The sequence below is a fragment of the Metallosphaera javensis (ex Hofmann et al. 2022) genome, from assembly GCF_022064045.1.
GTDB lineage: Archaea > Thermoproteota > Thermoprotei_A > Sulfolobales > Sulfolobaceae > Metallosphaera > Metallosphaera javensis.
Genome location: NZ_JAKNCW010000030.1, coordinates 1 through 12275, shown reverse-complemented (window position 1 = coordinate 12275; position 12275 = coordinate 1). Strand labels below are relative to the sequence as shown.

General features: G+C 46.1%; 9 protein-coding genes. 4 read left to right on the top strand and 5 right to left on the bottom strand.

Annotated elements, in window-relative coordinates:
* Both L3N51_RS11895 and L3N51_RS11890 read left to right on the top strand, forming a co-directional pair.
* The coding region (locus L3N51_RS11895; protein ID WP_238027432.1) for a hypothetical protein at window positions 1-287 on the top strand (287 nt) is incomplete at its 5' end.
* A 267-nt stretch (window positions 288-554) separates the two neighbouring features.
* Window positions 555-1937, top strand: coding sequence for a DUF5305 domain-containing protein (locus tag L3N51_RS11890; protein ID WP_238027431.1), 1383 nt, complete (start codon window positions 555-557; stop codon window positions 1935-1937).
* A gap of 4 nt (window positions 1938-1941) precedes the next feature.
* Here the strand turns inward: L3N51_RS11890 and malA are convergent, their stop codons facing one another.
* Window positions 1942-3924 carry an alpha-glucosidase MalA gene (malA, locus tag L3N51_RS11885; protein WP_238027430.1) on the bottom strand — a complete coding sequence of 661 codons (1983 nt, stop codon included), beginning with the start codon at window positions 3922-3924 and terminating at the stop codon, window positions 1942-1944.
* Between the two features lie 457 nt (window positions 3925-4381).
* Between malA and L3N51_RS11880 the strand changes: the two genes are divergently transcribed.
* The gene (locus tag L3N51_RS11880) at window positions 4382-4630 is read left to right on the top strand and encodes a VapB-type antitoxin (protein WP_238027429.1); all 249 of its coding nucleotides are present in this window, start codon (window positions 4382-4384) and stop codon (window positions 4628-4630) included.
* Window positions 4627-5022, top strand: coding sequence for a type II toxin-antitoxin system VapC family toxin (locus L3N51_RS11875; protein ID WP_238027428.1), 396 nt, complete (start codon window positions 4627-4629; stop codon window positions 5020-5022). Before L3N51_RS11880 ends, L3N51_RS11875 begins: the two co-directional genes overlap by 4 nt.
* A gap of 148 nt (window positions 5023-5170) precedes the next feature.
* Here L3N51_RS11875 and L3N51_RS11870 read toward each other — a convergent pair whose 3' ends face one another.
* The 4 genes from L3N51_RS11870 to L3N51_RS11855 all read right to left on the bottom strand — a co-directional run.
* Window positions 5171-7333, bottom strand: a complete 2163-nt coding sequence (locus L3N51_RS11870; RefSeq protein WP_238027427.1) for a malto-oligosyltrehalose synthase — start codon at window positions 7331-7333, stop codon at window positions 5171-5173.
* Window positions 7330-9471, bottom strand: a complete 2142-nt coding sequence (gene glgX, locus L3N51_RS11865; RefSeq protein ID WP_238027426.1) for a glycogen debranching protein GlgX — start codon at window positions 9469-9471, stop codon at window positions 7330-7332. The genes L3N51_RS11870 and glgX overlap by 4 nt, the downstream gene beginning before the upstream one ends.
* A gap of 303 nt (window positions 9472-9774) precedes the next feature.
* Entirely contained in the window at window positions 9775-11463 is a 1689-nt protein-coding gene (treZ, locus tag L3N51_RS11860; protein WP_238027433.1) for a malto-oligosyltrehalose trehalohydrolase, read from the bottom strand.
* A gap of 142 nt (window positions 11464-11605) precedes the next feature.
* A partial coding sequence (locus tag L3N51_RS11855) for a hypothetical protein (RefSeq protein ID WP_238027425.1) occupies window positions 11606-12275 on the bottom strand: 670 nt, incomplete at its 5' end.

Here is a 12275-nt window from a genome sequence, read left to right as displayed (position 1 = left end):
TTATTCAAAACGCGTATTACCCTGGTAAAAAACTTTTCAAGGGCCGAGGCACTGACGTCAAGTTCAGGGAAATGCTAACAGTGTTCTCAGGAGGTGTAGGGCTTCACTCTGGAACAGTTAACATGATCTGGATACCCTACGTTCTACCTCCCAGCGTGGCTCTAGCCATCGCAAGGATTAACCCGGACCTTTTACTATTTTTAGTTTCAGCTGAGATTGCTGGTGCCGTGACCTTACTTTCATATGCAGTGACTCGTTTAATAGAGAGAAGATATATCCAGATATAGCTAATGTGCAAACAACTCAGTATTGAAGCTAAATAAGTGAGGGGAGTCATATCTTGTAAAAGATTTGAGGCTTAGTCTTCATAATTCTTATTTATCCATTAACGTGAAGTTTGCACTCCCAAGGTAAATGAGTAGTTTATCAAGCTGATTGATCTAGTAATAGTTCAGTACAACTGGTTCTATGAAGGTCTTCTGAAAGCTTATCTCGACACACACAGAAGTTAAATTTTCGGAAACGTTAATATACATATTCTCGTACATAACTCCATGGAAAAGAGGTTGAAAATTACTAGATTCCAGATCTCCTCTAGCTTGAGAAGGATTGGCATAGCTCTTGCGATTCTAGGAATAATTTTGACTGTGTTTACCATGGAGTCCTTGGCTATCAAATCTAGTGTTCCAGAGGAGAACGCTAGAACGGTAAACGTGGCATATGCGCAGATCATACCATGTGTGGTGGTAGAGAAAAATCCCGTTTTCGTAGGAGCAAATACCACGATAGGCTACACTCGCACTGCGGTTGCCGTAGCATCAGTTAATATCACGGTTGAAGGTATTTTGGCCCCAAATCTGCTGTACAATGTAACGGAACTAAACTCCACATTTTACTTTACCTCAATAACCAAGGAGCTTAAGATATACGTTTCCCCTGTTAGCCACTTCCAGTATAGCGTTTACCTTATTGATCCTGGTCTCTTTTCAAAAATGCTCTATACCAACATCTCCTCTTCTCCCTTCCTAGTTAATTATACCTACCTTCAACAGTACTCCGCAAAGCTTTCGCAGGAATTGGGCGTACCTTCCCCTATCATCTCCATTAACTTCACCATACCAATTGGAAACAAGATCCTAACACCCTCAATAGTTCTCAATCCCACCGGAGGAATTCTTAGACCCGTTGTGCTTAATGCTACGCTTACCAGGATGGAGGTTGTGCCCATTCAGGGCTACAGGATAAATCAGCTCAGTGTTCCACAACAACTAATTCAGCTCGTGGATGTTAAACTGTTCACGTATCCATCTAACTGGAAGGAAATTAATTATACAGTACTTCTTAACGGTTCTTCAATCTCGTTGGTAGCAACCAAAGGATCCATAACTTCCCCAGAGGATCCGGTATCCCTCAATCTCACAGCATTGTACCAGATGTTTAATTCAGTTCAAGAGGAAATAGGATTTCAGCCATCTTTTCCAGACGTAATTGTTAAGTATTCCATGTTTAACGGCAATGTTACCTTCAGTCCGTACGTTGTGATCACACAGGGACAAAATGGATATCTTTCAGAAACCGTCGAGAATAACACGATAAACAGGGTGGTTTACTACACCGTGAAAAAGGGAGATTTCAATTATGTTCCATTTCTGGCCGTGATGGGTGTATTGGCCTCCTTAGCACTGTATCTCTACTTTGGAACAGAGGTGAAGAAAGTTGATGCAAGGCTTCAGGCATTTAGGAAATTTGTGAGGAAGTACGGCAAGATCTCTGTTCTAGTCAAGGATGAGTTACAAATGCCCAATTACATTCAGGTAAGGGATCCCAAGGAACTTGTTAAGATTGCGATAATTTCCGGCGCGCCTATTCTAGTTGACGAGATAGCAATGAGAGTAGCTGTAAAATTCCAGGATCAGTGGTATGTACATATATTCTGAGAGATTAGTGAATTTTTATTGAACTGGTGACAGATTCCACATCAATCACTTCTAATCTATCGTCTGATAGCAGAAGTACCTTCCTTACGTACGACGGTTTAGATAGACTAATCTTGTCACCGCCGGATATAATCTTAATTCCTTCATACTGGAACTCTCCATCCCCAAAGACTAAGAGATCATTATTGGAGAGGGGTATTATGGAGTTCATCCTGACGAAAATGGGCAATTCGTCTGTGGATTTGATCCATCCCTCCGCCGATTTCCCTGTCCAGAAATTGGCCCACTTTCCAGGTAAATACACGTCCCTGGTGTCCTCCCTTCCCATGAGAGGGGCATAAAGTAGGCTTCTTCCCACCAGGTATTCGTCCTCCACCCTATAAGAGTCCTCATCCTCCTGGAACTCGTAAAATAACGGCCTGATGATGGGATGTCCTGTCCTGTGGGCCTCCTCCGCGAGGGAGTAGAGGTATGGAAGAAACCTTAACCTGGTCTCTATCACCTTCCTTACCTTCTCCTTGTACTTACTGGGAAGGAATATGGGTTCGCTATCCACACCATCCTTGCTCTTGTGAGTCCTGAAGAAGGGAAAGAACATGGCCAGTTCAAAGAACCTCGCGAGGAGCTCAGGCGAGTTATCTATTTCAGGAAACTCTCTTCCCTGAAATCCGCCCACATCTATCCCCACGTAGGGCACTCCTGCCAGGGAGAGGCCCAGAACAAGCTGTAACTGTAGCTTGAGGTGTTCCCAAGAAGGGGTGTTGTCACCTGTCCATAACCCTGCAAACCTCTGTATTCCCGCGTAACCTGACCTGCTCAGGATAAACACCTCCTCCCTGGCCTTTCTTACCCCCTCGTAGGTTGCCATGGCCTCGTAATAGGGGTAAGCGTTCCTCACCTTCTCATGTTTTACTGTCCTCCCTCTCACCCTGTGAACAACTCCTTCAGGAAAGACGTAAGTGAAGGGGGTTTCCCTCAGTTGAAGGTCCTTCATTTGCCTCATTCTGTGAAGCGTGGTGAAGTCAGTGGGCTCATTCATGTCAAGCCATATTCCGTCAACTCCCTGCTCCACCCATCTCCTCACCAGCTCGGACCACCACCTTCTCGTCTCCTCACGGAAGAAGTCCGGGTAAACGCAGAACCCGGGCCACAGTCTCCCCACGAAAAGATCCCCCTTCTCCGTCTCGCAGTAGTTACCGAGCCCGGATCTGAAAACCTCGTAGTTCTGGTCAGCCCTCACGCTGTGGTCCACAATTGTGATCACCTTGACTCCCCTGGAGTGAGCCTGTTCCAGGAACTCCCTGGGGTTGGGAAATCTGGTTGGATGCCATGTGAACAGCCTGTACTGGTACATGAAGTCAATATCCAGGAAGACTGCCGATACAGGAAACCCTTCCTCCTTCATGAGGTCCAGAAGTTCAATGATGTGCCTGTCGGGAAAATAGGAGTACCTGGATATCATGTAGCCGAAGGCCCATTCAGGAGGTAGAAAGGGTAATCCCGTGACTAGGGAGTACCTCTCTATAACCTTCTCTATGGTAGGTCCCTCAAACACAAAGAGCTCCATTGAGTCCTCAGGTATTGTTATCCTTATCTCGTCGTAGTGCTCTCTGCCAACATCAAAGACCAGTTTTGAGGCTGAGTTCATAAAGTAACCCGTGGCAATTCCCCTTCTAACCACAATGAGGAAGGGAATATTCACGTAAAGGGGATCGGAGTACCTCTGATAGGCCCCAGCATCCACATTATACATCACGTACCTTCCGCGTTTTCTATCGAGTTCAAAAGCCTTCTCGCCAAGGCCTAGAATGTGGTCCCTGATGTCTAGGGACTTCACGATGGTTAGACCTTCTCCTTCCTCCAGCCTGAGATCGAAATCCTTTAGTGTCCTATCGCTGGCTTTACCCTGGAATTGAAAGTCGACTGGAGGAAACGGGTCGTTTATCAGAAACTGGTAGATTCCTTCTTTCTCAAAAACCCTTATCATGGGAAATATGGTTGGAGGAAGATCTTGAACTTTCTGGTCATAGGTAAGGTAAATCAATCTGATTAAGTATGAGTGTCGATCTACTAGTTCCAAATGTGGTGTGCATACTCTCATTAATGACTTCTAATTCGAATTCTTGATTTCTTCTCTTTATTATGAAAGTTATGGATAGACTTAGTTTGAAGTAGCATCTTAAATTATTAGAAAAAGACTTTATGAAAACCTAGCGCATGGATAGATAGTACCCTAGTTAGATGCTATACAGATAATAAATTTTTCAAAAGTTTAAAGTTCGTACTTATTACAACATAGGCCTGTAATCTATGACATCACGTTCCGTATTTTACGTTACGGACAATAGAACGTTAAACAGCAAGCCCTAAGTGATTCGTAACAGTGATATTACCTACGTGATATCTCCGCATTACTTATATCTTACCTCATCTTTACTACTCATATGAGAACAGTAACGATTAAGGTTAAGGACGAGATTTACGAACTTGCGGAGGAAATGGTTAAACTTGGAATCGTAAATTCCAAGAATGAGGCCTTTAACCTGGTCATGGAGAAGGGATTGAGAGAAGTAATCCGTGTGATAGAGGAGGAAAGAAGGGCTAATGAGCTGGCAGAGAGATGGTTGAAGGAAGGCCTCCCACGAAACATCAAAGTCCCCACCTCAGAGGAATTGATCAGGGAGAGGGAATGAGATATTACATTGATACGAGCGTGCTGGTTGCGTACGCGCTGGAAGGCGATCCCAATCACAAAAAAGCTGTTGAGATAATATCAAGCCTGAATCCAGGTAGCGAGAAGGTAATAAGTTCCCTAACTCTGGCAGAGCTTTACTCGGTATTTTCTAGGAGGGTTGGAGAGCTTGAGGGGAAGGCACTTGTAAAGTATCTGTTAAGAAGGGGAGATGTGTCTCTCGTGGATGTTGATTTTAACCTAGTCTTCAGAAAATTGGAGTTGGCATGGAGGGCAAAGCTGAAGACCCTTGATTTATTACATCTGATCATTTCAAATCTGCTCGGAGCGGAGATGATCACGTTGGATGAGGAGCTAAGGGAGGCCTTTACGAAGCTTAACGAATTTGGATAGAATGTTTCTAGGATGAAGATATCAGAGCATGATTGTGAATGAGTGTGAACCGAAGCGAGATATTTCATCTAGACGCATTAAGAGCGTGAGAACCAGGCTCGATCATCCAGGAAGGATTATTTGTGGCTTCTCTACCAGTCCAGAGATATTACTCGGTATTACCAGCTTCTCTCCTTGCTAGCACTAGTATTCCATACTTCTCTAATTCCTCAAGTTCCACAATTCTGGTTCTATTACCATTGACCAAGTTCACGTAGTCATCTTTGAGATCCACCCTTCCACGTGGAACTTTCGTGGTCCTTGGGGAGAAGAGCAAAATCACGTTACCCCTGCTGAATCCGTGTTCCATGGGCCTATACTCGCCCAATCCTTGTCTCCTTATCCTCAACAGCTTCCTGGTAAACCACATCTTGACCCTTTCGTCAGAAACCTCCAGATCCAGGGTCTCCGGAAGTTGTTTCATAACATGTGACAGTCGCTCGAAGTCCACCGGTCTCCTGTTGTCAGGATCGGTGAGGAGAAATCTCCACACCTCGGTTCCTTGATAAATATCTGGTACCCCGGGGGAGAGCATCTTCAAGGCTAGAGTAATTAGCGACTTCTTGTATCCTGGTTCTTCCACCATCCTTAAGAATTCCCGAAAATCCTCAAGGAAGGACCTGTCGTGCAACATGTCATTTACCAGGGAAATTGCTCTCCCCTCGTACTCCAGATTTGGATTTTCCCACGTGGTATGAACCTTGGCCTCCCTCAACGCCTTAATCACGTGGGCTCTTAACCTCTCCCCGTAATCCGGGCTATCCTCGTAGCTACCCACGAAGGTCTGGTACACTCTATACTCGTCGTTCTTATCTATCTTGGGTTTGAGGAGGTCGTGCCAATACCTCACCCTCTCCTCCCAGGTCTCGGGAATCTCCGAGAGCACCGACATCCTTGCCCTAACGTCCTCACTGAACTTGCTGTCGTGAGTGGACGTGGCATTCAATGAAGTGGGTTTACGCTTCAGGTTAAACTCATGGAACTCCTCCATGGAGAGGGACATCGTGGAGAGATCGCTCCCAACCTCGTTCAGGGAGATCAGGGTATTGTATCTGAAGAGAGCAGTATCCTCGTATCCCTTGGCGAAGATCGCAGGCATATATTGCTGTAATCTCTTCATCCTCTCCCTCGGAATCCTTCCTTCCCTGTCGCACTCCTCTATCTCCCTTTCCTCTCCAGTGTAAGTCCTGTACACTCTGAGGCAGACAAGGAAATCTACGAGATAGTTCAGCTCCACATTAAGAAGACTTGATAATCTCTCGAGGTCTTTCCTGAAGAGGGTATTTGCTACTAACCTTTTGCTCTCTTTCACCACCTCACTCACGTTGGACTTTTTCCCAAGAAAATTCTCGTATATCCTTACCATTTCCTTCATGTTGTCAACTAGAAGGAGATTGACATAGTTCATGAAATCGTATCCAGTTGTTCCCTCCACTTCCCAGTCAGGTAACTTCTCCTTGAGTTGCAGTATCTTTTCAACGTAGATCAGCTTGTTCCCCACCCTTTCCCTAACCCTTCTAATGTATCCCTCAGGATCGAGGAGCCCATCCACATGATCTATCCTGAAGCCGTCCACTGGAAAGCCCAGGATGTAGGAGTGAGATTCCTCAAACACGTGGTCCAGTTCCACCCTGATAGCTATGAGATCGTTGACGGCAAAGAATCTTCTGTAGTTTGGACTTTCCCTCCACGAAACAAGGGAGTAATTCTGAAGTGAAATAACGTGCATGATCTCCCTGTGGTCGAGGCAACTTCCATCTGGACAGCGGTTCTCCACATAACGCCTCCCCTCCTCATTGAGGGGGAACCTCAGGCCTGCGTACTCCACCCCGTCACTCGTGACCTTAATCTTTCCCTGAGCCACCACCTTTTCCAGATCGTCTTCCAGGAGAGGCAGGATCAGCTTGTCGTCATCATAGTGATCAAAGTAGTCGTAATACCTGCTCTCCTTCCATTTCTTGAGCAGATCCATCAGTCTCCAGTTCTGATCGTGAACGGCCATGTGATTGGGAACTATATCCTGAATTACCCCAAGGGATCTCCTTCTGGCTTCCTCAATCAGTTTCCTGTACTGCTCCTCTCCTCCAAGCTCCTCGCTCACCCTGGTGTGGTCCACGACATCGTATCCATGGCTACTTGAGGGTCTTGCCTTGAGAACTGGTGAAAGGTAAAGATGGGACACTCCCAGTTCCCGGAAATAATCCAGGTATCCCATCACCTTTTCGAAGTTGAAGTCCCTGTTGAGCTGTAACCTGTATGTTCCCACTATCATAGCTCTGTCCTCCTGTAGATCAGGGCAGTCCTTCCCTCAATCTCCAGTTCCTTTCCATCCAGACTGAGCTCTTCGGGCTTGGGATCCCTGAGAAGGGAAGCCACCACAAGCTCCCATTTCCCAGCAGGTGGTTTCATCCTCACCGGGTTGGGATTCGCGTTGAGAACAATCAGAAACGTATCGTCCGCTATCCTTTCCCCAACCCTATTCACCTCATCCATCACGCTCCCCTCTAGCACAAAGATGACGGTCTGGGTGGGTGAGCTCCACGCCTTCTCGTCTACCTCCTTTCCTTCCGTTGTTAGGAAAATGACGTCCTTGAGGGGAAGACCGTGAAGCTTCTTCCCCTGGAAATATCTTCCTCTCCTGAAGATGGGGTGCGCCAGGTAGAATTTCACCATCTTCGTTACGAAATCCTGAAACCTTATTCTTCTTTCGTCCAGGTTCCAGTCGTACCAGCTTATTTCGTTATCTTGGCAGAAGGCGTTATTGTTTCCCCTCTGCGTTCTGCTGAGTTCATCTCCTCCCAGTAGCATGGGCACTCCCTGACTTATCATGAGAGTTATCACGAAGTTCCTCTTCTGCCTTTCCCTACAGGCAATCACGTTGGGATCATTTGTTTGTCCTTCAACTCCACAGTTCCAGCTAAAGTTATCATTCGTCCCGTCCTGATTGTTGAAGCCATTGGCCTCATTATGCTTCTGATCATAGCTAACCAGATCCTCCAGTGTGAAACCGTCGTGTGACGTGATGTAGTTTATGCTGGCGAATGGGGTCTTGTTATTGCCCAGATAGATGTCCGGGGAGCCCAGTAGCCTGTTGGCGATCTCGGAATAGGGTATGGCCTCTCCTCTCCAGAACCGCCTCACTGCGTCCCTGTACTTTCCGTTCCACTCGGCCCATAGATGAGGAAAGTTACCCACCTGATATCCCCCGGGTCCCACATCCCAGGGTTCAGCAATCAGCTTCACCTGGGACAGAACCGGATCCTGTTGAATAGCTATAAAGAAAGTGTTTAGCATGTTCACGTTATATAGTTCCCTAGCTAGGGCGGCTGCAAGGTCGAATCTGAACCCGTCCACGTGCATCTCAAGGACCCAGTACCTTAAACTGTCAAGGACCATCTGCAATACCCGGGGATGACTCAGGTTAAGGGTGTTTCCCGTTCCCGTGAAATCTAGATAGTACCTCTTGTTATCAGGCTGTAACATGTAGTATGCCAAGTTATCTATCCCCTTGAAGCTCAGGGTTGGTCCCAGATGGTTTCCCTCAGCGGTGTGGTTGTATACCACGTCCACTAATACTTCGATTCCAGCATTGTGAAGTTCATTAACCATCCTCTTGAATTCCAGAACCTGCCCTCCCTCACATCCCATGCTGGAGTAACGGCACTCGGGCGAGAAATAGTTGATTGGATCATAGCCCCAGTAGTTAGCCAGTCCCCTTTCCACCAGGAAACGCTGATCTATGAAGTGGTGTACGGGCATCAACTCCAGGGTCGTTATTCCCAGATCCTTGAAATAGTCTATCATTTGCCTTGAGGAAAGCCCTGAGTAAGTCCCCCTGAGGTTTTCAGGTATATCAGATCTTAATTTTGTAATTCCCTTCACGTGGGCCTCATATATTACCATATCCTTGATCTGAATCCTCCTCCTGACGAAGTTCTCGTCACTCCATTCAAAGAATGGATTTATAACAACGCTCTTGGGCATGAACTCCCCTGAATCCCGCTCGTCAAAGGACATATCCTGACCCTGATCGCCTATCTTGTAACCAAAGAGCGAATCGTCCCACCTGGGGTGGCCACTGATGGCCTTGGCGTACGGATCGAGCAGGAGTTTGTGGGGATTGAACCTGAGTCCCATCTCCGGCTTGTACGGACCATGAACCCTGTAACCGTAGAGTTGACCGGGCCTAACGCCAGGAACGAAAACGTGCCATATGTCGGCAGTCCTGTTTCTAACCTCAATCACCTCCTTTGGATACTTTTGATTGGGGGCGTAGAGAACCAATTCTACCTTCTCTGCGTTCTCTGAGAATATGGAGAAATTTACTCCGTCATCGTCTTCAATCCAGTTTGAGCCAAGTGGAAAGAGGTCTCCAGGTCTTAATGGTCTATCCCTCGTTTTGAGAAACATGAATACATTATGAGTAGGTGTCAATTAAACCTTTATAGAAATAATGATTATGATCTTGGGAAAATAAGGTCCCCAGCTACTCTATCAATTTCCCTGTAGTATCGTTGCGTCTCGTTAGTAGTATTGATTATTTTTACCATCTGGCATGGGCATCATCTGGAGAGCACGGGTAAAAATTTTCGCAAAGTATTGGTGTCCTAGACTTGGTGGCTCTAATTCCCTTTCACACTGCGAAGCAGGAAATTTATTGAGGTTATAGTGAAATAATATGTGTCTGTAATGACAGTGATGTACTCGTATACCTCAACGTGATTGCTGTTCTGTCTCTTCCAAATATACTGCAAATCCCTTATCAACCCTGATCACTCCATCATGTATCTTGTGTGGAAAGGAACCAGACGAAATTAGTATTTTTCCACTAGTGTTTACCTTGATCTCATCTTCCTTAAACGCAAATATCATAAACAACGCTCCCTTTTTTATCGTGATCAAGCTATCTCTGCTGTTAATCTCAAGTTTCCTATCACAGTTAACGTACTTCTTTCTTATGGCAATAAGCTCCTTGTATAACCTATGAATTTCCTCGTTTATTTTCCAAGTCAGTTTTGATGAGTTAAAGGCAGTTTCTGATTGAGGATCCATCTCCTGCCCATTCTCTCTTTTTCTACCTTCTCTTACACCCTTTATTAACTCAGGATCAGAAAAGTCCGAGAAATAGTAAAATGGGGTTGTTTCTCCGTACTCCTCTCCCATAAATATCATGGGGATATAGGGCGAAAGGAGGTATAGGGCTGCAGCCATCTTGAGGCTCTCCCTATCCAAGAGTGTGGAGAGCCTCTCTCCTTTACCCCTATTGCCCACTTGATCATGGTTTTGGATATATACCACGAAACTGCATCCATCCAAATCTACAGGTCTACCGTGGGTCTTTCCCCTGAACCTTGAGTACCTTCCATCATACACGAAGACGTCCCTAAAGGCCTTTATCACGTCTTCTAGGCTCCCGTAGTCGGAGTAGTATCCCTGCCTCTCCCCTGTCAAGTAAGCATGAATCGAATGATGAAAGTCATCCACCCACTGTGCATCTATCCCGTAACCGCATCTCTCCTTGGGGTTGACTATTCGGGGGTCGTTGAGATCGCTCTCAGCAATCACAAGTTTCCCGTGCCTATGAACAACGTCCGCAATCTCCTCTAGAATATGTTTCGGAGAGTTATCAATGATTGCATGAACGGCATCCAGCCTAAAACCGTCGATGTGAAATTCAGTCATCCAATACTCCAGGTTCTCCAGCACGAACCTCCTTACCTCATCGCTTCCATAATCGTCGTAATTGAAGGTAAGTCCCCAAGGTGTTTTATACTTGGTAGAAAAGTAGGGACCAATAGCGTTCATGTAGTTACCTTCAGGACCAACGTGATTGTAAACAACGTCAAGGATAACGCCCAAGTTTCTTTTGTGCGCCTCATTAACGAGTTTCTTCAGACCGGAGGGGCCTCCGTACGAATTCTGCACAGCGTAAAGATACACCCCGTCATACCCCCAGCCTCTTTTCCCAGGGAATTGAGCAACGGGCATTATTTCCAGTGCTGTTATGCCTAGGTCGGACAGGTAATCCAGCCTGTGAGTAACTCCTTCAAACGTTCCCTCAGAAGTGAAGGTGCCCACGTGTATCTCATAGATGATTAGATCCTCTTTTCTCAGTCCCTTCCATTCCTGATCCTCCCATGGAAAAAGAGGAGAGACTAGTTGTGAATATCCGTGAACACCATCGGGTTGAAACCTTGATGCGGGATCCGGTATCTCTCCCCTGTCGGTAACAAACTTGTATTTATCTCCAGGTTTAGCTTCAGCCTTAACCCTGAAGTATCCCATTTCGTCGCGGTCCATGGGTATAATTTCCTGACCAAGTTTCAGCGAAGCCCTGGAACAATAGGGAGCCCATAGGGAGAAGTTGACTCCATCTTCCTCAATTAAGGGACCGAACATGATATATTGTATTTTAGAAAGATAATAAGTGAGTGCGATCATTTGAGAGGGTGAGCCTAGCCCCGAAGGGCGAGGTTTTCCGAACCTTTACAGACATTAGAGCGCATCGAACTAGTGGAGAACATCAAGTCCTCCGCTCAAGGGGTCACTTTCCCATTATGCTCTTAAGGTCTGTATAGTCGTTGTAACCATCCGTCAGGAATATTCCCTTCTCTTCGCACTCCTTCTGTATATACTTGGGTCTCATGGAAAATATTACCGGTATTATTTTCTTGCCCTCAATTAGTTCCGGTCTATTCTTCCTGATGGAGTCTATCGCGTACTCAAGCTGTTCAACTGCACCGGATCTGGCGGTTACCTTTACCTCGCCTATTAGAACATAGTTATCAAATGTGGCAAACAGGTCTACTTCAACAACATAGGGAATCTCGAGATCCGTAATTTTCACATCGTAACCCAGTCCCTTCAGTTTCCATTCAAGCGCGGTTTTGGCCTCCTCTTCAAGGCTCATGGAGTATCTGGCTATGGTATTGTTAATCTCGGCCTGTATCGTCTCAAAGTTCCTCTTGAACTCTTCATCCCTCCTCTTCATCTCCTCCTCAAACTTCGCCATCCTCTTCTCGCTCTCCTCCCTCATCCTCTTCATCTCCTCCTCAAACTTCCTGTCATTATCCTCCAATCTCTTCAGAAATTCCTGGAACTTCCTGTCGCTCTCAGCCCTATACTCGTTCCATTTCCTCTCGCTCTCCTCCCTCATCCTCTTCATCTCCTCCTCAAACTTCCTGTCATTATCCTCCAATCTCTTCAGAAATTCC

What these genes read in the sequence shown, in the direction of transcription:
- L3N51_RS11890 (WP_238027431.1), top strand. Translation starts at nt 555, where the DNA reads ATGGAAAAGAGGTTGAAAATTACTAGATTCCAGATCTCCTCTAGCTTG.
- malA (WP_238027430.1), bottom strand. Translation starts at nt 3,924, where the DNA reads ATGATAAGGGTTTTTGAGAAAGAAGGAATCTACCAGTTTCTGATAAAC.
- L3N51_RS11880 (WP_238027429.1), top strand. Translation starts at nt 4,382, where the DNA reads ATGAGAACAGTAACGATTAAGGTTAAGGACGAGATTTACGAACTTGCG.
- L3N51_RS11875 (WP_238027428.1), top strand. Translation starts at nt 4,627, where the DNA reads ATGAGATATTACATTGATACGAGCGTGCTGGTTGCGTACGCGCTGGAA.
- L3N51_RS11870 (WP_238027427.1), bottom strand. Translation starts at nt 7,333, where the DNA reads ATGATAGTGGGAACATACAGGTTACAGCTCAACAGGGACTTCAACTTC.
- glgX (WP_238027426.1), bottom strand. Translation starts at nt 9,471, where the DNA reads ATGTTTCTCAAAACGAGGGATAGACCATTAAGACCTGGAGACCTCTTT.